Here is a 25,302-nt window from a genome sequence, read left to right as displayed (position 1 = left end):
GTCTAGGCTACAGGGCGGGGTTTAGGGCGACGGCATGAGGGCGCGCGAGCGCGTAAAGAAGAACGGAGCACGACCTGTCATGCCCACACCTTCCGCGGATATCTACCATCGGCCAGGCGAGGAATGCGACGGAAACCCCGACGCCGAAACCGACCCCGTGCCCCTGCACCGCCTCGCGGTGCCAGCTCCCAACGTGCTGCCGTTCGCCATCGGCACCTTCGACACCATCGGACCGCTGTCCCGGGCCGGCTTTCCGCACCGGCACACGTTTTACGAGCTGCTGTACGTCACCTCCGGGACCGGCACCCATGTCATCGAGCACATCCCCTGGCGGCTACGCCCACCACATCTGTGCGTCATCGCCCCGGGCCAGGTGCACTACTGGGCCGGCGTGCGCGATCTCCAGGGCTGGGTTGTCCTGTTCACCGATGACTTCCTGCTCGCCCACCCCGGGGACCGGGTCGCGCTGCGCAGGCTCGCCGAGCGGCCGTGGCTGCACCCGGAGCCCGGCACCGCGTCTGCACTTGCCGCGCTGATCTCCGACATGGGACGGGAGTTTCGCGAGCGGGAGGATGGATTCATCACGGTATTGCGGTCGTATCTGCACGTGTTGATCGTGCGCGCCCAGCGGCTACCGGGCGCGCCCCCTCCCGAGGAGGAGGCCATCGGCCGGTCAGCGGTCGTGGCCAGGCAATTCGCTCAGCTGCTGACCATGCACACCCGCACCGGACCAGACCTGGGCCCGAGTCGTTCCGCTGGCCCTGGCGCCGAGGGGCGGCAGACGGGCGTACGCGCGACGGTCGGGACGTACGCCGCCCGCGTCGGCGTCTCGGTCGGCTATCTGACCGAGGCCGTCAAGCGCACCACGGGCCGCACCCCGGGCCAGATGATCAGGGAGGCGGAGATCCGCGAGGCCAAGCGACTGCTTGCGGCCACCGGACTGACCGTCAGCCAGGTGGCCCGCGCGGTGGGGTTCGCCGACCCGGCGTACTTCTGCCGCTTTTTCCGCCGCGAGACCGGGATTAGCCCCGGGGACTTCCGCCGTCAGGCGGACCGTACCCCCGCGCCACCGGCGGTTTCTCGGGCTACCGGAGGGAATCACCACGTTCGCCGTATCGAGTCCATCGACCCTTCCTAGCGTTCCGCATAGGTTCGGTCCCGCTCGTTCGGCCAGTACGACTCACCCCCAAAAAGGACCGCGGGAGGAACACCGTGGAAGGCGAGAACACCCAAGACCCCACGCAGGCCAGCACGAATGGCAGGCCATCCAGGGGCGTCACCAGAAAGACCCTGCTGAAGGCGGCCATAGCGGCAGCCCCACTGCCCTTCGTGCTCGGCGGCGTCTCGTGGGCGCGCGACGACACCACACCATCGGGGCAGCCGCTCGCACCCACCCCGTACTGCGACGACAACGATGACCCCACTCCGCCGCAGATGGAAGGCCCGTACTTCAAGCCACGGTCGCCCCAGCGCACCTCGCTGCTCGAATCGGGCATGCAGGGCACCCGACTCACCCTGACCGGTTACGTTTTCGGTCTCGCGTGCCGTCCGATAGCCAACGCCCTGCTCGACTTCTGGCAGGCGGACGTGCGCGGCGCCTACGACAACCGCGGCTACCGGCTGCGCGGTCACCAGTACACCAACGCGCAGGGCGCGTTCACCCTGTCCACCATCGTCCCCGGCCTGTACCCGGGGCGTACCCGGCACATCCACGTCAAGGTCCAGGCCCCCAACCGGCCCATCCTCACCACGCAGCTCTACTTCCCCGGTGAGCCGGGCAACAACAACGACCCAATTTTCCACCCTGCACTTGTCATGGCCGTGACTAACGTCGGTGGCGCTAAGCAGGCGAAGTTCGACTTCCTGCTCAACGTCAACCAGCGGGCCGACCGCTGAGCGAGTCAGTACGCACCTGAGCACCTGTTCGACCGGTGGTGACACCGCTGCCCCTGCATGACCCAGCACCGCCCCGCACCACTTCCCCACACGCCGCGCGGCGCGGCTGGTGCGCACGCGTCGCGCGGTTGGGGCGCGGCATGGTGGAACGGGCGCCGCCCCGCTCTCCTCCCCAACGGAGGTGGGCGGAGCGGCGCCATTTCCGGCATCGTGGGACGGGCGAGCCTCCCCGCTCTTCGCCCGCCCGACCCTCGCATTCCGGAGGTGGCCCACGCCCGGCCCCATGCTCGACTCCATATTGGGCTTCCGCCGCACACGGGCCCGGCGCGCTCGGTGCCCATGGGACGCGATAACGGGAGGTAGCGCACGGACGATGCCAACGAGAGACCGCCTATGCGGTCAAGCCAGGTGCAAAGTATCCCGGAGTGCGGAATAGGCCCGTAAATGTTCCGGGGCCATGCCGGTCGTCTAGCCACGCCCCCAGCGCCGCCACATCACCGCTGATGATGGCCGCGAGAAGGCGCGTGTGGCACTCGCTTTCTTCCCCAGGGGCGAACTCTTCAAGGAGGTGCGAGTACCGCCGGTTGACGCCCTTCTCGTAGCTGTTGAGGGCCACCGCGTACCGCGTTCGCTCGTTGCTTTCCGGTACGTCCACCAAGCGCTGGGTGCCCTCTTCCACCAACGTCCCCGTTACGTCCCGGAAGGTGAGGGCGTCGAGAGCATCTAAGGGTTCCGGTACGCCGAAGCGTTCTGCCGTCTGCCAAGTGATGGCACGCGCCTCTTTGTCACACGCACCTTCCATGACAATGCCGAGGTTGCGCGTGTGGTGGCTGCCGTGCTGGTCGGCTGCTGAGTAGGACTGCCCGGTCGTGCGGCGGTAGTTAATTCCGTATTGCGTGCGGACAGGGACGCCCGCTACTTCCACGTACCGCCGACGCGATCCGTAGTGAAGGCAGTCGTGGGTGTACGCGCGCAGCAGGTCGAGGAGTGCCAGGACAGGCTGCTCGGGATCTCGGCGTTCCAAGGGCCCGTACATGGTGATGATGGCCATCATTTGCAGGTGCCGGTATCCCTGGTCCGGGTGGTGGAATCCGCCGAAGGCGCCGGCGCGCGAGGAGTCGTAGCCGATCAGCACGCGGTCAAGCGGCAGCATCTTTGCCAGCCCGTACCCGACGTAGCGGCGTCTGGCGTTTTCGACGCCAGCATGAAAGAGGGTGGTGTCGATTCCGCCTGCCGCCCACAGGCTGAGCATTTCCGCGAGAGGCCGGAACACATGGGCGGGGTGTCTCGCAGTCAGCGGTGACACGTTGGCGCGCATCGCGGCTAGTGTCGCCATTGCCTGAGCGCCGGTGACAGATTCGTTCGGGGCGAGCCCCGTCAGGTTGGTGAGCCCGCCTTGATGAGTTGGACGTGGGACTCTTGCATCCCCTCCGGGAGCGCGTCCGGGCTGAACCACTTCGCCTCCAGAATCTCAAAGCTGTCGATCTTGAGAGTTCCCCCCACGTGAAGTGCCTCGTAGGCGATTTCCACGCGGAGCTTGTAGCCACTGGTAACGTGCACCAGCCTGCCCGGGACAACTTCGAGGCCGGTTTCCTCTCGCACCTCACGAACGACGGTCTTCGGGAACTCCTCGCTCTTGATCGCGTAGCCGGTGGGAAGTCCCCAAGGCCGGTCCGTGGGCCACAAACGGTGTTTGAGAAGCAGGATTTCCCCCGCTTCGTTACGTACCACTCCCGTGACGCCGATCATGAATTTGGCGTGCGCGAACCACAGCACACGCCATTGCAAAGGGCCGCGAATAAGCTTCCACACGCGGGCAACGATTCGCTTCATACGCACCATCTCGGTAGGGCAAGCGCATCCACGCTTGCGATGCTGACTCAACCTGTGCCGTGGGACGCGGGTCACGCCCAAGCTTCTTCGGACCTGACTCCTGCCGGATTTCCCCATCGAGTTCGGGGGAGCCTCGCATCCAGCTACGTCCGGCAAGGGCGGGAGATCAGAGGCGATCGGTAGCGGCCAGCGTGGGTACCGACCGTGACCAGCGCTGCGACCGCGCCGACGAACACGGACCACCCGAACCGGCGTACGTCACTCACGCTCGGCACCAACGGAGGAAGTACGGGGCGTAGTCGTGTACTCCGCTGCCCCGAGCGCGTGTTGCTCGTGCTGTCGGCTTGGTCGCAGCCATCGCTGTCCCCCCGCTACGTCGTTCCGGTGGTGACGATGCTAGGTGGCTTACGCCGCCAACTCCCGCTGTGTTTCTCGGTGTTTCTCGCGCTGGTGCGCCATGTTCCCGATGGTTCTCACGCGCTGGCGAGCAGTCGGCGAGCACGAGTGAGCACCCGGTGAGCGTCGGGGCCGTAAGCGGCAGCATTGTTCAGCCGGTCCCAGGTTCGCCCGTACAGCGCCACGTCAGCCGGGTCGTCTAGCCGTAGCTCCGTGCTGATCGTCTCCACCCGGACTAGCCGCTCATCGAAGATCCAGAATCCATGCTTCGGAGTCAGCGCCATGGGTGCGCCAAGGGGGATGATCCCAAGGGAAACCCTGTCCAGACCGATGAGCCCGGCGAGGCGATCAAGCTGCGCGGCCAGCGTCTCCGGGGCGCAGGGGCGAGCGTGTAGTGCCCCCTCCCACAAGATGATGCGGTGACGCTTCCCAGGTTCGTACAGCTCTTGTTGTCGCCTCATGCGGGCGCGGACGGCGGCCTCCGTGTCGCGGGGCGTCTGGTGGATCTCGGCGTTGTGGATTAGCAGCGCGCGGGCGTAGTCGGGAGTTTGGAACAGCCCCGGGATCACGGTCGCCTCATAGGCCCGGATCGTCTGCGTCCCGCGGTACTCGACTACCGACTGTTCCTGAATTGGGCCATGCCCGGCGGAGAGCTGACGACGACGGCTTTGAACGTGTGCCTCAAGCCCCCGCAGTCGGCGCTGTAGGTCCTCGGCCTCTTCGGGGACACCACAGCCACGGGCCCACTCGTCCAGGACTTCTGGCGTCGCGGTCTGGCGCCCGTTCTCCAGCTTGGACACCTTGGAGTGAGGCCAGTGACAGCGCTCGGCCAGTTGCCGGCCGGTCAGCCCGCCCCCGGTGCGCAGTGTCCGAAGCCGCACACCGAGGGCTTCACGGGCTCTTTGGTAATCAGTGCTCACACAGCGGAAGGTACCCGCGTTGCAAACTCCTCGTACGGGACAGCGAAGTGCCAGGCGCTGTCGCGAAGTTGGCACGCCTTGAGCACGTCGGCCGGATCGGTGATCAGCTCCAGTCCAAGCGTGCGGCCGTCCTCGTGGTGAAAGCGAACCAGCTTGCGCGAGTCGAACAGCCAGAAGTCGGCTGAGGGCAGGAGGAGCCGGTCAGCGTCAGCGCGCCACAGGTGCCGGATGTCCTCTCCAGCCTTGATGGTCACCGGAGCTCCGGCGAGTAGGTACCGCTGGCTCTCGGTAGGCGGGTCGTCCACGATCCGTACACGCTCTACTCGCTTGCCTTGCTCGGCTAGCTTCCGCCTACCGGCTAGAAACGCTTCTCGTCCCTCAGCGCTGTACCCCTCGCCACGGGCCCACCTCCGGTACCGGTCCGACTTCTGGTCAGCCTCGTACCCGCGCTGCGTTTCAAGCCGCCAAGCCGTGTGCTCGAACTCCTCGAACAGGTCGTTCAATACGGCCGTGCTGGTCAGCTCAAGCACTCCGGTCACTCCTTCGGTGCGAAACGCACCAGAAGCTCACGCGGGAGCACGACGAACGTTTCCCGTTCTTTGACGTTAGCGAGCTGGGCTAGGTCGTCAGGGTCGGTCACTTTGTCGCCCTGGGCGATGATCTCTCCCGTGTCCAGGTCCTCGTACAGTGTGGGGCAGTCGTTGTCCTCACTGGTGGTGCCGAGCATCTTCAAGCGCCTTGCCATGGGTTCTCCCTTCACGGCGGACACAGTCTCACCAGCATGGACACGGGGTGTCATCCTGTCAGCGGAACGGCGAAAATCCGTCCCACCCCAGCAGGGGACAGGCGCGCGGGGCTCGACGGTGCTGCGGGTCAGTCCCATACGCCCGAGCCACATCAGCACCTCCACGCCGTGCGTGCGGGCTTGCCGCTACCGGGGCGCACGCCGCGGCGCACGGTGGACGAACCGCTGCCCGGCCACCGCACCGCCTAGCGCCTGACGCCGACCTGACGGCCCGGTCTCACTTCAGGTGTCGGTCCAAGAACCGGCAGCCGTCCTCCAGTTCGAACCACGGGGTGCCGGTGTGCCCGCCCAAATTGGCGTGCAGCGTCTTCTCCTTGCTGCCGAAGGCATCGAAGAGATCCAGGGCCCGTTGCCGCGGGTTCCCTTCGTCGTCCCACTGCAACAGGAACAGCAGCGGAATGCTGATCTGCCGAGCCTCCTCACGCTGGGCGCGAGGCACGTACCCCCCGGCGAAGAAACTGGCGGCGACGATGCGCGGCTCGACCACCGCCAGTCGAATGCCGAGGGCGGCCCATCCCCCGGAGTACCCGACCGGGCCGCCGATCTCGGGCAGCTCAAGAAGGGCATCCAGAGCGGTTCGCCAGTCCGGGACCGCCTTTTCGACCAGCGGGCCGATGAGGGACTCAAAGATTTCATCTACCGGCTCACCGGCTTGCATCGCCCGGCGAAGATCGGCCCGCGCCTGCTCGTCGGCAGCGGAACGGGGCCGCTCACCACACCCGGGAGCGTCGATGGTCGCCACCGCATAGCCGTACGCCGCGGTGCGCCGGGCCCGGGCCATCAGACGGGGGTCCGCCTTGGGCAGGCCGTTGTTGTGGGCCATAAGGATCAGCGGAACCGGTGCGGCGGATGCGGGCGTCCACAGGGTTCCGGGAATGTCGCCGAGGGTGAATTCGCGTTCCCGGACGCCGTCGTCGAGGCGCTGCTCGGAAGTGAATTGCATGGTCGTGCCTTTCGGAAGTGCTCTGAAACGGCGCTCCCGGACGACCTATCGCCCGACCGTGACCCCGGAGGGAAGCACCCATGTCGATACTGCGTTCACGGGTACCACCTCCTCGTTCTCTCGCACGGCCTCCCGGGAAGGTAGCAGCGGTCGCCATGGTGCGCCAATGGGTTTTTGTAGAGGCTCCGCGGTCGGACCACGGTGCGGATTGCGACCGGCCCGGCCAGGGAGGTGCCCCAGCCGGGCCGCCGTGTGACCCCGTCGGTATGGCGCAGCGGGCCGTCGAAGTGTGGTGCTTGGTCAGGTGAGCCAACTGCCCGCGGCGCATACGGAGGAGGCTGTCCCCCACTGGTGAGAGCCGATCCAGTCGTTCACGGGGCCCAGGCCGTTGGTGAAGTGCCCAGCTGGGCACCCGCTATGAGTCGGGTGCCCGGCTGGGCGCGCGCTTGGTGACGTTCACTACGTGTGGGATCGCCGGCTCTCTGTGGGGCGTGGTGCCTGCTTGTTCAGGCGGGTGAGGGCGTGTGTGTAGTGGCGGGTCCAGAGGTGGTTGATGCGGGTGAGGGCGGTGGTGGCGAGGAGTCGCAGGGCGGGGGTGGCAGTGGGGAGGAGAAGTGGCGGTTGGTTTTCGCAGAGGTCGGCGGTGCCGAAGGCGGAGACGTGGAAGCGGGCGTGTCCGCTGTGGGCTCGGTGGGTGGCCATCCATACGTCTACTTCGGCGATGGTGAGCCTCTCGTCTGCCTCGGCCTCGCATTCGTCGCCGTCTCCGAGGCAGAACGCGGCGTAGCCGTGGGTGTGGGTCTTCCAGTGGCGCGGTAAGGGGATCATCGGCGGGTTTCCTTACGTTGGTGGGGTGGTGAGCGCGGCGTGCAGGGCGCGCGTCATCACGTCGTCGAGGCCCTCGCTTGCGGCCCAGCGTCGGCGGTGGAAGGTGGGGTGGCAGTGGCAGGGGCTGAGTTCACCGGCTGCTACCTGCGCGTCGGTGCCCGAGGTCCATCCGCCGTCCACGACCAACGTCATGCGCCGGGGGTGGCGAAGATCCGTGGCCAGGACGCGATGGCGGTGCGGCAGCACCAGCCCGAGCGCGTACGCAGCACGCTCGGCTGCGCACAGCAACAACTCGCCCGGACGCAGAATGACGCTGGGCATGTGCCACGGCGGCGCCCCGTCATGCACGAGGAGGACCTGCGGCAGACCGCCGGACACATCGCCTGGCGCGTGGGGGTCGCGTGGCTTCCAGACCAGCAGGGCTACGCGAAGTTGGCGGGCGCTCATGGCGCGTCGTTCGGGTCTGCGGGGATGTCCGCGAGGTGGTCGAGTCCGCACTCGCTGGGCGACGCGCCGTTGGTGGTCATGATCCCGGCGCCATCCGCGCCGTCCGACCAGAAGAACCCGCCCGCCCCGGCCAGCGCGTCTAGCGGGAGTTGGATGCGGTGGGTGTTGCTGCGCAGCTCGCCGTCCGCTAGCGCCTTCGGGTCGAACAGCGCGTTCTCGTAGGCGTGTTGGAAGTCGATATCCGTTGCGGGTTTCCACCTGCACGCGGGCTCGGACCGGCTCGTGTCGGCGTCGGTAGCGGTGTCAGTGCTGGCGTCAGTGCTGGCGTTGCTAGCGGAGCCGGTGTCGGCGAGGAAGAACCGCAACACCGTCCCCTGGACCGTTCGTACGGTGTGCTGTCCGGTCAGCACCAGACTCCGCTTCCCGGTACTGATCACGGGGCGCCCGCTGTTCACGTGCTGGTGCCCCGCGCCCCGATGCTGGTGCAGCGTCTCCACGGCTTGTCGGTACTGCGGCCAATTCCGGAGCGCCCGGGCACGGTCCCGGACGATGGCCACCGCCCGGCACGTGGTGCATGGCTGAGCAGCGGGCTCGGTGGCGGCGTCCTCCACCAAGGGCACATCGGTCGCCAATTGATCATTGAGCGCCAGGAGTTGGGCCAACTTGGTATCGGCATGTTCGGGTGCGGGGGGCCAGTGGTCGGGGCGCTCGGTCATCGGCGTGGCCCCTGGTGGTCGTTGGGGATGACAGGCATGGGGGGAGCGTGTTTCCGGGACACAGTCCGTTCCTCTCTGTAGCTGAACCGCTACCGGGAGCACTGACGGTCCCCTAGACTCGGAGCGTCTTCAACGTGCTGGAACGGAACGCAGACTTGGTGGTCGCCCGTTGAATCGCAAGGATTTGAACCCGGACAGCTCGCCACAAGCAGCCCTTGGGGCCAAGTTGCGCAGCTTGCGGGAAAAGCGTGGTTGGACGCAGGAAGAACTCGGCGAACGATTGAAGTACTCGGGCAAGCACGTATCGGCGATTGAAACTGGTCGGAAATCTCCAACTCGCCGCTTTGCGCGGAGCATTGACGTCGCGCTGGGAACCGGGGACGCCTTCGAGCGTGAGGCGCGCGAGATTCGGCAGGGCAGCTTGCTGGAGGGGTTTCCGGAGTACGTCAGCTGTGAGGGTCGGGCAGCCGAGATCCGGCTGTATGAGGTGGGCGTCGTACCGGGTCTGTTGCAGACCCCGGAGTACGCGTCTGTTCTCGCCGAAAGCGCCGCCAAGCGGGGGGCGATCACGTCTGACCAGGCGGGCGAGCTCGTCTCGCTCGCCGCCGAGCGGCAAGGGGCGCTTGCCCGTACACCTACACCCTTGCTGCTGGTGGTGCTGGATGAGAGCTGCATCCGTTGCCCCATCGGCGGGCCGGACGTGATGGGTGCTCAGTTGGAACGGTTGGTCGAGTTCGCGGAGCAGCCGAACACCGTGCTCCAGGTCGCTCCGTTCGACATGGGGGCTCGCCGACCGTTCAGCCTGCCGATCACGGTACTGACCATGCCGGATCGCTCACTCATGTCCTACGCGGAGTCCGCACATCGGGGAGACCTCGAACGGGAAACCACGTTCGTACTTCCCATACTGACGGCCTACCATCAGCTACAGGCCGAGGCACTCACCCAGGCATCGTCCGTGACCATGATCCGTCAGTTACGAAAGGGCATTCCGTGACGACCGAAAACCCCTGCTGGATCAAGTCCTCGTACAGTCAAAATGGCGGCCAGTGCGTTGAGGTCGCCGCCAATCTTGCTTCGCATGGCATCGTGCCGGTGCGTGACAGTAAGGACCCGCACGGCCCGGCCCTCTCCTTCGACGCCTCGGCCTGGTCGGCCTTCGTTGCCGGGGTTAAGGCGGGCGAGCTCGGGGCCTGACCTGGCTACGTAAAACGCCCCGCCCTTCCTCATTGGGATGTGGCGGGGCGTTTCGCTGTCTACGGCAGGTGTGGGAGCGCACCGCTCGGGCAATCTGTGCTCGGGTTCGTTGAGCCGGTTTCGGCGTGTTCTCGCGCCCCTCCGTCTACCATCAACTACAGCCCGTAGCACCGCCGCAGGTCTGAATCCGTGGCTGTGATCAATATACGAAGGGGCACCCTATGGCGATCGAACCTTGCTGGGTCAAGTCCAGCTACAGCGATAACGGTGGCCAGTGCGTTGAGGTCGCCGCCAACCTCGCCCCGCGCGGCATCGTGCCCGTCCGTGACAGTAAGGACCCGCACGGCCCGGCTCTCTCCTTCGACGCGTCGGCCTGGTCGGCCTTCGTCGCCGGGGTTAAGGCGGGCGAGCTCGGGGCCTGACCTGCCAACGTAAAGCGGCCCCGCCTCTCCCTCGTTGGGGAGTGGCGGGGCTCGTTCGCGGTAGGGGCACGCTCAGCTGCCGTACAGGACGATGGGTGATCGGGCGGCCATCAGATGACCGACGCCAAGGGGTCGGTGGCAGTGATTGATCACCTCTTGGCCTCAACCTCGGTGCCCCGCAACAAAGTTGTTCGCACTCGCCGCCGTGCGTCCGCCACGTCCGCTCCCACCCGGGTTCGCTCCCGGCGCACCTACCTAGCCCCGGCAACCCCTACCGGTCGCGTTCGGCCGAGGCGCCTCGGCCCCCGCGGCGCAGCACGTACGCCGGGAGGAACCAGCAGCAGGTGAACCAGAGCAACACGGCGCCCACCAGCCAACTTGCGGCGCTGTCGGTGACCACGACGCGCATGATCAGCAATAGCGCTGAGCCGATCGTGCACAGCAGCAGGATCAGGCCGGTCAGTGTGCAGCGCGAGGCCCAGATGACGGTTTGCGGCTTCACTCCCCAGCCGGTGACGAAGCGGTGGATGGACACTGGTGCGATCAGCGCGCCGGTGGCCGCGGCGCCTAGCAGCACGGTCACCACGTAGATCATTCGGTTGGTGTCCGACAGGCCGGGGAAGCGCGGGGTGAAGGCGACCGTGAGCAAGAACGCCAACAGGATCTGCACGCCCGTCTGGGCGACTCGTACCTCTTGGAGGAGCTCGACCCAGCGGCGGTCCGCGCGTTCCTCCTGGCTCTCGTCTCTGCCGTCGCGATCCCGCGCCCGCGCCCGCGCCCGCGCCGGTGCGGGCGCGGGAGGCAACTGCGCCCCGTCCGGCCGCTCATCGGGCGCTCCTATGCCGTTTACGTCCACGACCAGTCCTTCACCTCGGGCATGTCCTCGCCGTACTTCCGGATGTAAGCGTGGTGTTCCACACGCTTGTCCTTCATGCGTTGCCGTACCGCGATGGCGGTCAGTGCCAGCCCGGGTACCCGGTCGATGACGTCCATGACCAGTCGGTAGCGGTCCATGTCGTTGCGGACGACCATGTCGAAGGGGGTGGTCGTGGTGCCTTCTTCCTTGTAGCCGCGGACGTGGAAGTTGTCGTGGCCGCTGCGCCGGTAGGTCATTCGGTGGATCAACCAGGGGTAGCCGTGATACGCGAAGATCACCGGCTTGTCGGTGGTGAACACGGCGTCGAAGCCGCGACCCGGCAGCCCGTTGGGGTGGTCGTCGGGCGGCAGCAACCGCATGAGGTCCACGACGTTGACCACGCGTACCGCGAGTTGGGGCAGATGCGCCCGCAGCAGCGACACCGCGGCCATCACCTCCAGCGTTGGGACGTCACCGGCGGCGGCCAGTACGACGTCCGGCTCACGCCCGGTGTCGGTGCTCGCCCAGTCCCATACGCTGATGCCTCGATGGACATGGTTGACCGCTTCATCGATGGACAGCCAGTCCAAAGACGGCTGCTTGCCGGCGGCGACGATATTGATCAGGTCCCGCGTGTTGAGCGTGTGGTCGGCCACCGCGAGCAGTGAGTTGGCGTCCGGCGGCAGATACACCCGGATGGTGTGCGGGTCTTTGTTGACCATGTGGTCGATGAAGCCCGGGTCCTGATGGGAGAAGCCGTTGTGGTCCTGCCGCCAGACGTGCGAGGTCAGCAGGTAGTTGAGGGATGCGATCGGCATGCGCCAGGGCAACTCGCGGGAGACCTTGAGCCACTTGGCGTGTTGGTTGGCCATCGAGGTGACGATGTGGATGAACGCCTCGTATGAGGAGAAGAGACCGTGCCGCCCGGTCAGGAGGTATCCCTCAAGCCAGCCCTGGCAGTTGTGTTCGGAGAGCATTTCCAGGACCCGGCCATCGCGGGACAGGTGCTCATCGACCGGCAGTAGTTCCTCCTGCCAGCCCTTGCCGCTTGCCTCGTACACGTCCTGCAAGCGGTTGGAGGCGGTCTCGTCTGGCCCGAAGAGGCGGAAGTCGCGCCGCTCGGCGGTGGCCCGCATGACATCTCGTAGCAGTGCGCCGAGGGCGCGGGTCGGCTCGTGGAGTGTGGTTCCCGGCTTGCCGACCTCGATGGCGTAGCGGCGGATGTCGGGTAGGGGGAGTGAGCGCAGCAGGCGCCCGCCGTTGGCGTGCGGGTTCGAACCAAGCCGGCGATCTCCGACCGGAACATGGCTGAGCAGTTCGGCGCGCGGGCGCCCTTGATCGTCGAAGAGCTCTTCGGGGCGGTACGAACGCATCCAACTCTCCAACTGCTCCAGGTGCTCCGGATGCTCGCGCAGTCCGGACAGCGGTACCTGGTGAGCGCGCCAGGTGCCCTCCACCGGGAGCCCATCCACCTCCTTCGGGCCCGTCCAGCCCTTGGGCGTACGGAGCACGATCATGGGCCAGCGGGGCCGCTCGGCAGGAGCTGAACCGCTCTCTCTGGCGGCGCGTTGGTAGGCGGCGATGCGATCGAGGCAGCCATCCAGCGCGGCGGCCAGCTCCCGGTGCACGGCCTCGGGCTCGTCACCGCTGACGTACACCGGGTCGTGCCCGTAGCCGCGTAGCAACTGGTCCAGTTCTTCTTGTGGTATCCGGGCCAGCACCGTGGGGTTGGCGATCTTGTAGCCGTTGAGGTGCAGGATCGGCAGCACCGCGCCATCGTGCACCGGGTCGAGGAACTTGTTGCCGTGCCAGCCGGTGGCCAGCGGTCCCGTCTCGGCCTCGCCGTCGCCGACGATGGCGGCCACCACCAGGTCCGGATTGTCGAACGCGGCACCGTAGGCGTGGCTGAGCGAGTAGCCCAGTTCACCGCCCTCATGAATGGAGCCGGGTGTCTCGGGCGCGACATGGCTCGGCACCCCGCCGGGGAAGGAAAATTGTCGGAACAGCCGGGCCATGCCCTCGCCGTCCCGCGGCACGTCCCGGTACACATCGGAGTAGCTGCCATCGAGCCAGCAGCAGGCCACGGTGGCGGGGCCGCCGTGCCCGGGGCCCGTGATGTGGATGGCGTCCAGGTCCCGGGCGGCGATCACCCGGTTGAGATGCGCGTAAATGAGATTGAGCCCGGGTGTCGTACCCCAGTGGCCGAGTAGTCGCGGCTTGATGTGCTCCAGGCTCAGCGGCTCCGCGAGGAGGGGGTTGTCCATGAGGTAGATCTGGCCGACAGCCAGATAGTTCGCGGCCCGCCAGTACCGGTCCACCGTGGCGAGGTCGTGCTCGGACAACTGGTGCGGAGGGGCTGTGGCCATGCCGCGGGCCTTTCTGATCCAGGGGACACCGACGTTCTCCGAATACCCACCCTCGCGCCTGTATGCCGACCTCGCGAGAGCAAGGTGTCCAGTCCAGTGGGGCGAGGTGCCGGCAGATGCCGGAAGATCGGTGGTCCGGCGCTGGCTGAGGCGTGCGTTTGCGGGGTACCCGGTCGGCCTGCATGGTCGAACGGAGGACCGAAGAGACCACTGCCCGCGCGCCGTGGGCCAGGCCGTGTGCCGGATGTGGCATGTGGTGTGCCGTGCGGGGCCGCGAGGCGGTGGCCCAGCCGCGCCGAAGCAGGGGCGCACCGAAGCCGGAGCGCACCGTAAGCAGGGCGCACCGTAAGCACAGGCGTACCGCGCGAAGGGGCGTACCGGGCGCGGGGGCGCACCGTAATTCAAGGGAGGCACCCGCATGCCCATCGCCACCGTGAACCCGGCGACCGGCGAGACCGTGAAGACCTTTGACGCGCTGAGTGAGGACGCGGTACGTGATCGGCTCGCCCTGGCGGCCTCGGCCTTCGCCACCTATCGCACCACCGCCTTCGCGCACCGTGCCGAGCTGCTACGCCGGGCGGCCGACCTGTTGGAAGAGGATCAGGACGCCGTCGCCAGGACCATCACCACCGAGATGGGCAAGCCGCTCGCCGCGGCCGGAGCCGAGGTCGCCAAGTGCGTGAAGACGTTGCGCTGGTACGCACAGCACGCCGAGCGGCTTCTCGCCGATGAGCGGCCCGCGCCCGACGACGTGGCCGACGCGGGCGCGGCGAACGCCTTCGTGCGCTACCGGCCGATGGGTCCGGTGCTTGCCGTCATGCCGTGGAACTTTCCCCTCTGGCAGGTCGTACGGTTCGCGGCGCCGGCTCTGATGGCGGGCAACGTGGGGTTGCTCAAGCATGCGTCGAACGTGCCGCAGACCGCGCTGTACCTGGAGGAACTGTTTCGCAGGGCCGGATTTCCCGCAGGCGTCTTCCAGACCCTGTTGGTGGGTTCGGGCGCCATCGAGGGCATCCTGCGCGATCCTCGGGTGGTCGCGGCGACTTTGACCGGCAGCGAGCCCGCCGGGCGGTCGGTGGCCTCGATCGCCGGTGACGAGATCAAGAAGACCGTACTGGAACTGGGCGGCAGCGACCCGTACGTGGTGCTGCCATCGGCCGACGTGCGCCGCGCGGCCCAGGTCGCCGTGAGCGCGCGGACGCAAAACGCCGGGCAGTCCTGCATCGCCGCCAAGCGTTTCATCGTGCATGACGCGGTGTACGACGAGTTCACGGACGCCTTCGTCGCGGGCATGCGAGCCCTGCGGGTCGGGGACCCGATGGACGCTGACACCGACGTCGGCCCGCTCTCCAGCGAGTCGGGGCGCAGCGACCTGGAGGAACTGGTCGATGACGCCCTGCGGCACGGCGCGACGGCGCTGTGTGGTGGCGGGCGCCCGGCGGACCGTACAGCGGGCTGGTTCTACGAGCCGACCGTGCTTGCCCACATCAGCGCGGATATGCGCATCCATCAGGAGGAGGCGTTCGGGCCCGTTGCTTCGCTCTATCGGGTCGCTGACCTTGACGAGGCGGTGAACCTTGCCAACGACACGTCCTTCGGCCTCAGCTCCAACGCCTGGACGCGGGACGAAGGCGAACAGGAGCGGCTGATCCGCGATCTGGCAGCGGGCGGCGTCTTCTTCAACGGCATGACCGCCTCCCACCCGGCGCTGCCCTTCGGCGGCGTGAAGCGCTCGGGGTACGGGCGGGAGCTCGCCGGCCATGGCATCCGCGAGTTCTGCAACGCGACCACGGTGTGGTACGGCCCGCCGAACGGGTGAGCCCGCCCCCGGCGCCCCAGCCAGCTGGGGCGCCCAGGTGCCCGCGCCACCGCCGGCCTGTGAGCCCCGCATCCGCGCCGGGCCTTCTAAGGCCGTGGGGGAGCGCCGTAGGGGCGCGGGCCCCGGCCGGGGGCGCCCGGGGACGTCAGTCCGCCTGGGCCGCCCGTGCCAGTACCCGTACGGTCCGTAGCCGCTCATCCGCTGCGTCCGGGATGCGCATCCCGGCGTCCAGGCCGGTGCGCAGGTAGCGCAGCACCGGTTCGGTGAGGCGTTCGCCCGGCAGCGCGGCGGGCACGCCGGGCGGATAGGGGGTCAGCATCTCCGCCGAGATTCGCCCCGCGGCCTGCGCCGGGGGGACGTCCTCCGTCGCGCCGAAGTAGGCATCCCGGGGCAGGCACGCCTGCTCAAGCCGTAGGTCCTGCGGCGAGGGCACTGCCACCTGTGGTGCGTCGCGCAGCTCATCCGCGCACCGCGACAGCTCCCGCAACGCGGCGAGTAGCGGCCGGGCGGTCTCCGGTGAATCGGCGTGCGTGAACTGGGCACTGATGCGCCGGTGATCGGTGAGATGGACGTCGATTGCATGCCGCTCCCGCAGCCATTTCGCGGCCCGGTACCCCGTGGTGCCGGTCTGCGCGAGGTCGATGACCACGGGCAGCGGGTCGAGGTCGGCGGCCCGCCCGGGACCGACGAAGTCGGCGCGGTCGTTGACGTGCAGCCCATCGATGGTCTCGATCTCGGCCCGTACGCGGTACGCCAGGTCGAGTGCGTCGCCGAGGAGCTGCTTTCCGTGTTGTGCCATTTGGCGCCGCCAGCCATCGAGGCCGGCGTAGATGAGGACAGAGGGACTGGTGGTGCCGAGCAGATCGGCCCGGGACGCGAGGACGGCCGGGTCGATGAGGTCGCCGCCCAGGTGGAACACCGACCCCTGCTCCAGGCCGCTGCCCATCTTGTGGATGCTGGTCACGCACACATCGGCCCCGGCGTCCATGGCCCAGGACGGCAGATCGGGGTGGAAGGGCAGATGCGCACCCCATGCCTCGTCCACGATCAGTGGCCGTCCCCGCTGATGGCATACCTGAGCGATGGCGGCGAGATCGGCGCATGCCCCGTACGGGGTGGGGCTGGTGACCAGCGCGCCCCGGGCGTCCGGGTGCTGCGCGAACGCCGCCTCGAACGACGCGGGAGACGGGGGATGAGCCAGATGCCGCTCATGATCCCACTGCGGCTCGACCCACACCGGACGCACTCCGGACAGGATCAGGCCCGAGACGACCGACTTGTGTGCGTCCCTGCCGACCAGCAGTTTTTCCTGCGGGCCGGCCACCGCAAGCATCGCCGCCTTGACGGACAGCGAGCTGCCGCAGGTGGAGAAGAAGGTGAGCCGCGCGTGTACCGCTTCGGCCATCAGCTCCTCGGCGCGCATCAGCACCTGGTGCGACTCCTGGTGATCATCGAGGCCGCCGATGGCCAGCACGTCCGAGGTGAAGACGGCGTCGCCGAGCACCGCGCGCACCCGCGGATCGGCGCCGCGGGCCTGCTTGTGGCCGGGCGGTGTGTACGACAGCTCACCCCGCTGCTGATAGTCGCGGAGTGCCTCCAAAATAGGTGCTTCGCTTTGGTCCATGCGCAACAGGTTCCCCGCGGGCGCCGCGACTACCGAGCCGGTGCGCCGATCGTGGCTGTCCACCCGGCCCGATCCGATGCCCGCGCGCCCTGGCACGGAGGTGGGCAGGTGCCCGTTCAGCCAGGTGCGCGCAGCAGTTGGCGCCGGCAATACACGTTGCATAAGCGATCTAGGCGGCGTGATCACTGTGGCTTATGGGGCGCTGCGAACGAGTGGGGCGCGAGGCGTATGTACCGTACGCCCCCACACTCCGCAGCAAGGAGCCGACTTGGGCGATACCGGGGCGCTCACGGGGGCGTGCAATGGTCGCTGTATCAACTAACCGCGCAAAGTGTGCATTCGCGACAGGCGGCATTCGGCCGATTTCCTCGCCCCGTATCCGGTATCCGGGACAGCGGAACGGTCACGCTGAGTTTCGTGCTGCGCGGAGCTTCAACCGCTGGTGCCGCAGGTCACCCCACGGGAAGTCGATTACATAGGGGCGCACGCCGGGTACAGCGAGACATGCTCCCTCTTGATCGACTTCGGTTCCGCCTGCCCTGGCGTGACGCATTCCGGAACGCTGCCTCTCCGTTGTCCTACTCGGTGCAACGGTGATGACGCAGTATGTGGTGGGCAGCCGAGGGGTAGGCCCAAATATCTCTTGGCTCGTGACGTGTTCACGACCGTGGCCCGCGGAGCTCGCTGACGGCATGCGTTTGAGGAAGGGGAGCCTCGAACGCATCACCTCAGCATCCGTCATCCATCACCTCGCGCCGCCGTGGCGTGCTCCGGCACGCCGTGGTGCGCGACTGCTGACCGGTCGGCGCCCGCCCCGGCGCCCGCCACCCCTGGGGGGGATTTTTTCATGGGTCATGTGACCCGGCTGGCCGCCGCCTGCGCTACGGCCGCCCTACTCGCAATCGGCCTGCCGGCGGTCAACGCTGGCGCCGCTGGCGTACCACCAAGAATCGACCTGCGGGTCCTTGTCGTTGATGACGGCGGCCCCGCAACCGCCGCGATCGCGGCCGAACTCGATAGCGCGGGCACCCCGCGCACCACCGTCTCGCTCAGCGACACGGCACGGCCCCGCATCGACGCGGCCTTCCTCAGCGACACCGTGGATGGCCGTGCGCGCGCCAAATACCAGGCGGTTGTGCTGCCCAACGACAATCCGTTCGGTACCGGCTCCACGGAGATGACCGCCATCGCCGCGTACGAGAAACGGTTCGGCATCCGCCAGGTGGACGCGTACACCTATGCCCGCCCCGAGGTGGGGCTCAACTACGCCGAAAATCCCGGTTATATCGGCTCGCTGGACGGGCGGACCGTCCAGGTGACCGACGCGGGGACCGCCGGCCCCTTCGGTTACCTCGATGGCACGGTGCCGTTCGAGGACAACGACCCGAAGATCACCGAGAGCTATGGCTTCTTGGCGGTGCCGCTCGCCCAGCCCCCGGGAGGCGCGACGTTCACCAGTTACGTTGACGCACCGCTGGCCGGTAGCACCGCACGCGGCTCGCTGGTCGGCGAGTACGCCCACGACGGGCGCCGCGAACTGGTGGTCACCTTCGTCTACAACAAGCACCAGCGGCAGTACCGGCTGCTGGCACGCGGCATCGTGGAGTGGCTGACCCAGGGCATCCATCTGGGTGCCGACCGGAACTACTTTGGCGTGCACGTGGACGACGTCCTGGGCGCGGACGATCGGTGGGACACCGAGCTCAACTGCACCCCGGGTGACGCGGACTGCGGCCCGGCTGGCGACACCCCGGAGCCGGACCCGATCCGCATGACCGCTGATGACGCGCAGTACGCACGGACCTGGTCGCAGTCGCACGGCCTCACCTTGGACATGGCGTACAACGCCGGCGGCAGCGAGGCATACAAGGAAGAGAACGGCGGCACCGACCCGCTGGCCGAGCAGTTCCTCGCCGACCAGCACAGCTACCGCTGGGTCAACCACACGTACAACCACCTCTTCCTCGGCTGTGTGCAAAACGTCAGCGTCGTGCCGTGGAAGTGCTCGACCGACCTGTTCGGCCGGGTGCGTTGGGTGAGCGGTGACACGATCACGGAGCAGATCGAGAACAACCTCGACTGGGCCGGGCGGCAGGGCCTGGCCGTGGACCGCAGCGAACTAGTCACGGGTGAGCACTCCGGCCTTGCGAGCCGCCCACAGCAACCGGCCGACAACCCCGAACTGGCTCCCGCGCTGGAGGACAGCGATGTCAGCTGGGTCGGCAGTGACAACTCCCGCGAGCCCGGACAGCGCGCCGCCGGTGCCGCTCTGACCGTGCCCCGCTACCCGATGAACATCTTCTACAACGCGGGCCGCGCCGCCGAGCAGGTGGACGAGTACAACTGGATCTACGCCCGCAAGGCCGATGGCGGCAGCGGTACATGCGAAACCGCACCCAACACCACCTGCCTGCCCAAGGCGCTCGACCCGGCGACCGGTTACGCCTCGTACATCGTGCCCCTTGAAGCCAGCATCGGGCTCTCACACGCGACGTCCAACGACCCGCGCCCGCACTTCATCCACCAGTCCAACCTCGCCGAGGACCGCATCGCCTACCCGGTGCTCGACCGGTTGCTGAACGACTACAGGGCGCTGTTCGCTGACAACACGCCGCTGGTCAACTCCCGGATGCGGGACGCCGGGACGGAGCTGCGCCAGCGTGCGGCCTGGAAGGCCGGTCTTGTCTCCGGCCGCGTCAGCGGCTACCGGATCGGCAACACGGTCACCGTCACCGCGCCCTCCGGCACCGACGTCACCGCCACGCTGCCTCCCGGCAGCCAGCAGGCGCGGGGCGAGACGAGCGTTCCGTTCGGCACGCCTTACGCGGGGCTGCGCTCCGGCTGGGCGACGGCGGATGAAGACGAGACCCAGGTCGTGCTGACGCTGACCGACGCCGGAACGCCGACCGACCCGCCGGACCCGGCCTCCGCCGACCGGCCCGCGGCACCGGGCCGCAAGCTCCAGGTGCCCGATGGGGCCCGGCAGGCGGTGCCGTACGGTCCCGGCGACAGCAGGTCCTAACGGGCGGTTGGCGTACCAGGCGGGCCCCGCAGGGCGCGGGGCGCCGGGGTGGCGCACGGACCCAACCGGCCCGGCGTTCCGCACCGGCGGCCCGGCCCGTCCGCCGACACGCCATCCGGCCACCCTGGCGCGCCTTCGCACCACCAACTGGGCGCTACCGGGCACCGCTTGCCCGGAAGGCCCAGCGCGCCCGGCGCCACTCGGCGCAGCGCTGCACTACGCAGGTACCACGCATTACGCAGGTACCACTGCACTGCGCAGGTACCACGTACTGCGCAGGCACCACTGCACTACGACGCAGTGCCCCGGCCCATCCGGTCGGGGCACCATCGGTCGGCGCACGGCCCATAGGCACCATCGGGCCCATAGGCACTATCAGACTCACATGCGTCACCAGGCTCACAGGCGTCACCAGATCCACAGGAACCGCCCGGCGATGGACCGGTGAGCCGACCGCCAGTCCCGCCGGCGGGTGGGTCTGGCCAGGTCAAGGGCCGCGACCGCTGGCGGAGCCACCGGCCTCCTTGCCGTACCGGGTGGCCCACCGGCCCCACGGGCCACACGAGTCGGGCCAGCGCACCACCGGCCCATCGGGCCACACGCGGCGAGTCAGGCACCACTGGCCTGACTGCCTCGCCGCGGCTCGGCCGCCGGCAACGCAGCACACCAGCACCATCGCACGAGGCGGACCCCCAACCGCCCAGGATCACCCGCACCGTTGCCTTCCCCAGGCCCGCGACGCGCCCACGCCCACCGGCCCACCCCGGGACGGCGCCGGGCCCGCCGGGAAAGGCACCGCACCGTCCCCCCGGGAGTACGAACAACCATGCACGGACCACGCAGCGCGCCAGAGAGCGGCGTAGAGCCGCCGGACGGCACCTCGGTGACCCTCCTCACCGAGGGCACCTATCCGCACAGCCACGGCGGAGTCAGCGTGTGGTGCGACCAGTTGATCAACGGCATGCCCGACGTGGAATTCCACGTCATGGCGGTGACCGGCACCGGCAGGGAACCACTCGCCTGGAAGCCACCGGGCAACGTACGCGGCATCGACAACCTGCCGCTGTGGGGCACCCCCCAACCGTGCCCCGCGCCGCGCGGCAGGGAACTGCGCCGGGTGCTTGGCGCATACGAAGAGTTGCTCACCGCCCTGCTCGACCCGGCCCACGAAGATCACTTCCCGGCCGCCCTCTACCAACTGGCCGAACACGCGCCCGCGGGCATCTTGTCGCAGGCGCTGCGCACCGAACGCGCGGCGCGCGTCCTGGCCCGCCTGTGGACCAAGCCCTCGCTGGCAACCGCCGCGGCACGACCCACGCTGCACGACGCGCTCAGCGCCACCGATCTTTTGGAGCACGCACTGCGCCCGCTGGCCGGACGGCCAGCGGTCGGCTCGTTGACCCACGCCGTCAGCGGCGGGCTCGCCGCGCTCCCCGGCCTGGTCGCCCACCACCAGCACGGCACGCCGTTCCTCCTCACCGAGCACGGCGTCTATCTACGCGAGCGCTACCTGAGCTTTCGCGCCGAGCCCTACCGCTGGCCCGTCAAGGCCCTGATGCTGGGCTTCTTCCGGCTGCTGGCCAAGGAGAGCTACCGCACCGCCGCCCTGGTGACACCCGGCAACCGGTACAACCGGCGCTGGGAGGAACACGGTGGCACCCCGCCGGAGCGAATACGTACCGTATACAACGGAGTTGACCCGGCCGCCTTTCCGCCCGCCGGGCCCGAACCCGAGGCCCCCACACTGAGCTGGGCCGGCCGGGTGGACCCGATCAAGGACCTGCGTACCCTCATCCGGGCCTTCGCCCTGGTGCGCGCCGAACTGCCCACCGCGAAGCTGCGGTTGTTCGGCGGCACCCCGCGCGGCGCCGAAGCCTACCGGGAGGGTTGCGAAGAACTCGCGAAGGAACTCGGAGTCGGTGCGGACGTCACCTTCGAGGGCCGCGTGGACGACATCAAGGACGCCTACGCGGCGGGCAATGTCGTCATGCTCTCCAGCGTCAGTGAAGGCTTCCCCTTCACCCTCATCGAGGCCATGTCCTGCGGACGGGCCACCGTGTCCACCGATGTTGGCGGGGTGCGAGAAGCGGTCGGCGACGCCGGCCTTGTGGTGCCGCCCCGGGACCCCGAACGCATGGCACAGGCCGCACTGCGGCTCCTGAAGGAACCGCAGTTACGAGCGCGCATGGGCGAGGGCGCCAGGCTGCGCGTCATCGAGCAGTTCACGCTGCGGCAAACCATCGACACCTTTCGGGACATCTACCACTGCCTCTCCGGGCGACGCCAGGACCGCGAACCCCACCGCACGACAGGCGCGCCGCGGCCCTCCTGGGCCCGGGCCATCGCCGCCGGAGGTGCCGGATGAGCGGCCCGCTACGGCTGGTCCCCGGCCCCGTACCCGATCCGTCCCGCCCCGCAGCGACACCTCCCACCTCGGTGTTCACCGGCCAAGGACGCGTCCGCGACCACAAGGCCGGCGACGACGGGGGTCGCCACCAGCGCGCGCCGCGCCCCGCCCCGTCCTGGGCCGATGACCCGCTCGATGACCTGGTGGAACGGCTTGCCGACGTGTGCGCCGCCGCCGTGCACCCCGATGAGATCGCCGCCTTCCTTGAGGCGGACGGCCTGACCGGGGAGCAGATCACCGCGCGCTACGGCCGCCGCAACGTCTTCGAACTCGCCACCGAGCTCTACGAGCGCGTGCCGCGCGGCTTTCCCGAACCACCCGCCCGATCCGACCCGTGGCACGCGAAACCCGGCCGCTTCCTGCTGCGCGGCGTGGTCTTCACCCTGCCGGGGCTCGGCTACGTACTCAGCACACCCTTCCTCGAAGGACCCACCGGGCTCTTCGGCCTCTCCGCCGGTACCGGCCCGCTGGCCGCCTCCGCGCTGGTCGGCTGGGCCTGGAACCAGGCCCTCGCGCACCGCGCCTACCGCTGGCTCGCGCTCGGCGGCAGCCCGGCCGCCGCCGCCTGCCTACGCATCGGCGGCACACTGGGCGCGGTGCTTGCCTTCGCCGCCGCACTGGTGCTGCCAGGCCCGGGCGCGGCCATGGCGTTCGCCGCGGGCCAGTCGGTCTACCTGGCCGCCGCCACCGCTTTGTTGGTGCTCGGCAAGGAGCGCGAGCTGCTGTACAGCCTGCTGCCCATCGGCGTCGGCTCCACCGTGCTGCTCTGGATCGACCTGCCAAGTGTCGTACGCGCCGCGCTGCCCCTGGCCACCGTGCTGGCCGCGCTGTCGGCCGCGGCCTTGGCCATCACCCGGGCCATCGCCGAACGGCCGAAGGCCACGGCGGACGGGGAGGAGAAGAACCGGAAGAGCGCCGGCCCACGGTGGCACGAGTCGGTGCCCTACGGCCTGTTCGGGCTCGGCTGCGCCGTGCTCACCTCGGTGGCCGTCCTCGGCGATGTGCTGCGCTACGGCGCAGGGGCGTCGCTCACCGGCCCTTCGGTCATCGCGCTCACCCTCAGCATGGGTGTGGCCGAATGGCTGCTCTACCGCTGCCGTGGCCTCGCGCTCGCCGCGCTGGCCGAAAGCACCACAGCGGGCGCACTGCTGCTGCGCGCCGCCTGGGTGCTGGCCCGGTGCATGGCCGTCTACCTGTCCGTCCTCGCCGTCCTCGTCTACACCACGGCGGCCCTATGGCCAGACGGACCGCACCTTGGCCCGCAGCGGCTGGCCGCCGTGGTGGCGCTCGGTGCCGTGATGTGGACAGGGCTACTGCTCCAGGCGTTTGGCACCGCATGGATTCCCGCCCTCAGCACACTGGCCGCCGCCGTGGTGGAGACCGTGCCGCTCGCCCTGCACGCCTGGACGCCCACCTCCGTCCAGCTCGCCGCCTGTTGCTGTACCGCCGCCGTGCTGCTGGGAGCCGCCACCGCGCTGCTCGGCCGCATCACGGCCCACCGCTGACACGCCCGCACGCCGTACGGCCGTACGTCACCACACAACCGCACCACGCACTCACGAGAAACGGAGCTCTAGCATGTCCTCGTCCCCAACAACCCCCTCGTCCGCCACCGCTGCCACCCCTCCCGCTGCTGCCGCCTCGCCTGCCTCACCCGCCTCGCCAGCCGGCGCCCCGGGCAGCGCGCCCGTCGCCGTCACAGGAGCCGAGGGATTCATCGGCTCGCACCTGGTAGAGACGCTGGTCACGGCCGGCCATCGGGTGCGCGCAATGGTGCAGTACAACTCCTTCTCCTCGTTCGGCTGGCTGGAGACCCTGCCGGCGGACGTGCTCGACCACGTCGAGGTCGTACTCGGTGACGTCCGCGACCCCGGCTCGGTGAACGGCCTAGTAGCCGGCGTCGATGCCGTCTACCACCTGGCCGCGCTGATCGCCATCCCGTACTCCTACCGCGCCCCGCACAGCTATGTGGAAACCAACATCACGGGCACCCTCAACCTCCTTGAGGCCGTGCGCCACCAGGAGATCCCGCGCCTGGTGCACACCTCCACCAGCGAGACGTACGGCACCGCCCAAACCGTGCCGATCACCGAGGACCACCCGATCAACACCCAGTCGCCGTACGCCGCATCCAAGGCCGGAGGCGACCGGCTCGCCGACAGCTACCACGCCAGCTTCGCGACCCCCGTCGTCACGCTGCGCCCGTTCAACACCTTCGGCCCGCGCCAGTCGATGCGCGCCGTGATCCCCACCGTGATCGGCCAGGTCGCCGCAGGCCAACGCACCATCACCCTCGGAGATCTGCGCCCCACCCGCGACTTCAGCTACGTCAAGGACACCGCCGCGGCCTTCCTCGCGGTCGGCACTGCCCCCGCCGAACAGGTCGTCGGACACACCTTCAACGCGGGCACCGGCGGCGAGATCTCCGTTGGCGAACTCGTGCGCCTCATCGGCAAGTTGATGGACACCACCATCGAGGTCCACGAGGACGCCCAGCGCATCAGGCCCGCCGACTCCGAGGTCATGCGCCTGGTCTGTGACGCCTCCCGGCTGCGTGCCGCAACCGGCTGGGCCCCCGCGCACACCCTGGAAGACGGCCTGGGCCACACCATCGACTTCTTCCGGGACCCGGCGAACCTAGCCCGCTACAAGACCGACCTCTACAACGTTTGACGGTGCCGCGGCCCGTGAGGCCGCCGCGCGCCAACGGTGGCCTCGATAGGCCGCCGTGTTCCCTCGCGGCTGCGTCATCCCCAGCTATCTCCACGCGCGCCGCCCGGGGTTATCGCGTACCACCACCGTCCG

The 25,302-nt window shown here is 68.7% G+C and carries 22 protein-coding genes; 10 read left to right on the top strand and 12 right to left on the bottom strand.

The annotated features are described in order from the left end of the window. The first annotated feature begins 79 nt into the window (after positions 1-79). A complete protein-coding gene (locus FHS42_RS23925) occupies positions 80-1,138 on the top strand; it encodes a helix-turn-helix domain-containing protein (RefSeq protein ID WP_184575248.1) in 1,059 nt (352 codons plus the stop codon). A gap of 74 nt (positions 1,139-1,212) precedes the next feature. Continuing rightward, positions 1,213-1,896, top strand: a complete 684-nt coding sequence (locus FHS42_RS23920; RefSeq protein WP_184575246.1) for a dioxygenase family protein — start codon at positions 1,213-1,215, stop codon at positions 1,894-1,896. A gap of 391 nt (positions 1,897-2,287) precedes the next feature. Here the strand turns inward: FHS42_RS23920 and FHS42_RS23915 are convergent, their stop codons facing one another. The 9 genes from FHS42_RS23915 to FHS42_RS23875 all read right to left on the bottom strand — a co-directional run bounded on the left by FHS42_RS23915 (position 2,288) and on the right by FHS42_RS23875 (position 8,784). Beyond that, positions 2,288-3,214, bottom strand: coding sequence for a hypothetical protein (locus FHS42_RS23915; protein ID WP_246495298.1), 927 nt, complete (start codon positions 3,212-3,214; stop codon positions 2,288-2,290). A gap of 59 nt (positions 3,215-3,273) precedes the next feature. After that, positions 3,274-3,729 carry an NUDIX domain-containing protein gene (locus FHS42_RS23910; RefSeq protein ID WP_184575242.1) on the bottom strand — a complete coding sequence of 152 codons (456 nt, stop codon included), beginning with the start codon at positions 3,727-3,729 and terminating at the stop codon, positions 3,274-3,276. 473 nt (positions 3,730-4,202) lie between these two features. Further along, the gene (locus FHS42_RS23905; protein WP_184575240.1) at positions 4,203-5,045 is read right to left on the bottom strand and encodes a helix-turn-helix domain-containing protein; all 843 of its coding nucleotides are present in this window, start codon (positions 5,043-5,045) and stop codon (positions 4,203-4,205) included. Next, entirely contained in the window at positions 5,042-5,575 is a 534-nt protein-coding gene (locus FHS42_RS23900; RefSeq protein ID WP_184575238.1) for a DUF6879 family protein, read from the bottom strand. The genes FHS42_RS23905 and FHS42_RS23900 overlap by 4 nt, the downstream gene beginning before the upstream one ends. 5 nt (positions 5,576-5,580) lie before the next feature. After that, positions 5,581-5,790, bottom strand: a complete 210-nt coding sequence (locus FHS42_RS23895; protein ID WP_184575236.1) for a hypothetical protein — start codon at positions 5,788-5,790, stop codon at positions 5,581-5,583. A gap of 277 nt (positions 5,791-6,067) precedes the next feature. Then, positions 6,068-6,793 (bottom strand): dienelactone hydrolase family protein, encoded by a 726-nt coding sequence (locus FHS42_RS23890; RefSeq protein ID WP_184575235.1) that lies wholly within the window; start codon positions 6,791-6,793, stop codon positions 6,068-6,070. A 459-nt stretch (positions 6,794-7,252) separates the two neighbouring features. Then, positions 7,253-7,621, bottom strand: a complete 369-nt coding sequence (locus FHS42_RS23885; protein ID WP_184575233.1) for a hypothetical protein — start codon at positions 7,619-7,621, stop codon at positions 7,253-7,255. Positions 7,622-7,633: 12 nt separating this feature from the next. Further along, positions 7,634-8,068 (bottom strand): hypothetical protein, encoded by a 435-nt coding sequence (locus tag FHS42_RS23880; RefSeq protein ID WP_184575231.1) that lies wholly within the window; start codon positions 8,066-8,068, stop codon positions 7,634-7,636. Then, positions 8,065-8,784: a hypothetical protein gene (locus tag FHS42_RS23875; protein WP_184575229.1), complete on the bottom strand. Its 720-nt coding sequence runs from the start codon at positions 8,782-8,784 to the stop codon at positions 8,065-8,067. Before FHS42_RS23875 ends, FHS42_RS23880 begins: the two co-directional genes overlap by 4 nt. A 169-nt stretch (positions 8,785-8,953) precedes the next feature. Here FHS42_RS23875 and FHS42_RS23870 point away from each other — a divergent pair, with 169 nt between their 5' ends. The 3 genes from FHS42_RS23870 (at position 8,954) to FHS42_RS23860 (ending at position 10,403) form a co-directional block, all read left to right on the top strand. Next, entirely contained in the window at positions 8,954-9,781 is an 828-nt protein-coding gene (locus FHS42_RS23870) for a helix-turn-helix domain-containing protein (protein ID WP_184575227.1), read from the top strand. Continuing rightward, on the top strand, positions 9,778-9,981 hold the full coding sequence (locus tag FHS42_RS23865; RefSeq protein ID WP_184575225.1) for a DUF397 domain-containing protein: 204 nt from the start codon (positions 9,778-9,780) through the stop codon (positions 9,979-9,981). The genes FHS42_RS23870 and FHS42_RS23865 overlap by 4 nt, the downstream gene beginning before the upstream one ends. Positions 9,982-10,202: 221 nt before the next feature. Continuing rightward, positions 10,203-10,403 carry a DUF397 domain-containing protein gene (locus FHS42_RS23860; RefSeq protein ID WP_184575223.1) on the top strand — a complete coding sequence of 67 codons (201 nt, stop codon included), beginning with the start codon at positions 10,203-10,205 and terminating at the stop codon, positions 10,401-10,403. Positions 10,404-10,674: 271 nt separating this feature from the next. Here the strand turns inward: FHS42_RS23860 and FHS42_RS23855 are convergent, their stop codons facing one another. After that, complete coding sequence (locus tag FHS42_RS23855) at positions 10,675-11,208, bottom strand: DUF6328 family protein (protein WP_184575333.1); 534 nt, start codon at positions 11,206-11,208, stop codon at positions 10,675-10,677. A 41-nt stretch (positions 11,209-11,249) separates the two neighbouring features. Then, the gene (locus tag FHS42_RS23850) at positions 11,250-13,625 is read right to left on the bottom strand and encodes a phosphoketolase family protein (protein WP_184575221.1); all 2,376 of its coding nucleotides are present in this window, start codon (positions 13,623-13,625) and stop codon (positions 11,250-11,252) included. Between the two features lie 418 nt (positions 13,626-14,043). Here FHS42_RS23850 and FHS42_RS23845 point away from each other — a divergent pair, with 418 nt between their 5' ends. After that, complete coding sequence (locus FHS42_RS23845) at positions 14,044-15,444, top strand: NADP-dependent succinic semialdehyde dehydrogenase (protein ID WP_184575219.1); 1,401 nt, start codon at positions 14,044-14,046, stop codon at positions 15,442-15,444. Positions 15,445-15,589: 145 nt separating this feature from the next. Here FHS42_RS23845 and FHS42_RS23840 read toward each other — a convergent pair whose 3' ends face one another. After that, on the bottom strand, positions 15,590-17,068 hold the full coding sequence (locus FHS42_RS23840; RefSeq protein WP_184575331.1) for an aminotransferase class I/II-fold pyridoxal phosphate-dependent enzyme: 1,479 nt from the start codon (positions 17,066-17,068) through the stop codon (positions 15,590-15,592). 847 nt (positions 17,069-17,915) lie between these two features. Here FHS42_RS23840 and FHS42_RS23835 point away from each other — a divergent pair. The 4 genes from FHS42_RS23835 (at position 17,916) to FHS42_RS23820 (ending at position 25,170) form a co-directional block, all read left to right on the top strand. Continuing rightward, positions 17,916-20,090, top strand: a complete 2,175-nt coding sequence (locus FHS42_RS23835) for a hypothetical protein (protein ID WP_184575217.1) — start codon at positions 17,916-17,918, stop codon at positions 20,088-20,090. An 826-nt stretch (positions 20,091-20,916) separates the two neighbouring features. Continuing rightward, positions 20,917-22,455 (top strand): GT4 family glycosyltransferase PelF, encoded by a 1,539-nt coding sequence (pelF, locus tag FHS42_RS23830; RefSeq protein ID WP_184575215.1) that lies wholly within the window; start codon positions 20,917-20,919, stop codon positions 22,453-22,455. Beyond that, entirely contained in the window at positions 22,452-24,002 is a 1,551-nt protein-coding gene (locus FHS42_RS23825; RefSeq protein WP_184575213.1) for a hypothetical protein, read from the top strand. Before pelF ends, FHS42_RS23825 begins: the two co-directional genes overlap by 4 nt. 73 nt (positions 24,003-24,075) lie before the next feature. Beyond that, the gene (locus FHS42_RS23820) at positions 24,076-25,170 is read left to right on the top strand and encodes an SDR family NAD(P)-dependent oxidoreductase (RefSeq protein ID WP_184575211.1); all 1,095 of its coding nucleotides are present in this window, start codon (positions 24,076-24,078) and stop codon (positions 25,168-25,170) included. Positions 25,171-25,302: the final 132 nt, after the last annotated feature.

The sequence above is a fragment of the Streptomyces zagrosensis genome (assembly GCF_014203645.1).
Lineage (GTDB): Bacteria > Actinomycetota > Actinomycetes > Streptomycetales > Streptomycetaceae > Streptomyces > Streptomyces zagrosensis.
The sequence above is the reverse complement of the archived record's forward strand: the minus strand, read 5'-3'. Positions and strand labels throughout refer to the sequence as shown.

Bases quoted from the DNA above. Each gene is read 5' to 3' on its own strand.
- pelF (WP_184575215.1), top strand. From the start codon at position 20,917: ATGCACGGACCACGCAGCGCGCCAGAGAGCGGCGTAGAGCCGCCGGAC.
- FHS42_RS23880 (WP_184575231.1), bottom strand. From the start codon at position 8,068: ATGAGCGCCCGCCAACTTCGCGTAGCCCTGCTGGTCTGGAAGCCACGC.
- FHS42_RS23845 (WP_184575219.1), top strand. From the start codon at position 14,044: ATGCCCATCGCCACCGTGAACCCGGCGACCGGCGAGACCGTGAAGACC.
- FHS42_RS23825 (WP_184575213.1), top strand. From the start codon at position 22,452: ATGAGCGGCCCGCTACGGCTGGTCCCCGGCCCCGTACCCGATCCGTCC.
- FHS42_RS23820 (WP_184575211.1), top strand. From the start codon at position 24,076: ATGTCCTCGTCCCCAACAACCCCCTCGTCCGCCACCGCTGCCACCCCT.
- FHS42_RS23840 (WP_184575331.1), bottom strand. From the start codon at position 17,068: ATGGACCAAAGCGAAGCACCTATTTTGGAGGCACTCCGCGACTATCAG.
- FHS42_RS23890 (WP_184575235.1), bottom strand. From the start codon at position 6,793: ATGCAATTCACTTCCGAGCAGCGCCTCGACGACGGCGTCCGGGAACGC.
- FHS42_RS23885 (WP_184575233.1), bottom strand. From the start codon at position 7,621: ATGATCCCCTTACCGCGCCACTGGAAGACCCACACCCACGGCTACGCC.
- FHS42_RS23835 (WP_184575217.1), top strand. From the start codon at position 17,916: ATGGGTCATGTGACCCGGCTGGCCGCCGCCTGCGCTACGGCCGCCCTA.
- FHS42_RS23925 (WP_184575248.1), top strand. From the start codon at position 80: ATGCCCACACCTTCCGCGGATATCTACCATCGGCCAGGCGAGGAATGC.
- FHS42_RS23850 (WP_184575221.1), bottom strand. From the start codon at position 13,625: ATGGCCACAGCCCCTCCGCACCAGTTGTCCGAGCACGACCTCGCCACG.
- FHS42_RS23910 (WP_184575242.1), bottom strand. From the start codon at position 3,729: ATGAAGCGAATCGTTGCCCGCGTGTGGAAGCTTATTCGCGGCCCTTTG.
- FHS42_RS23860 (WP_184575223.1), top strand. From the start codon at position 10,203: ATGGCGATCGAACCTTGCTGGGTCAAGTCCAGCTACAGCGATAACGGT.
- FHS42_RS23895 (WP_184575236.1), bottom strand. From the start codon at position 5,790: ATGGCAAGGCGCTTGAAGATGCTCGGCACCACCAGTGAGGACAACGAC.
- FHS42_RS23915 (WP_246495298.1), bottom strand. From the start codon at position 3,214: ATGCGCGCCAACGTGTCACCGCTGACTGCGAGACACCCCGCCCATGTG.
- FHS42_RS23875 (WP_184575229.1), bottom strand. From the start codon at position 8,784: ATGACCGAGCGCCCCGACCACTGGCCCCCCGCACCCGAACATGCCGAT.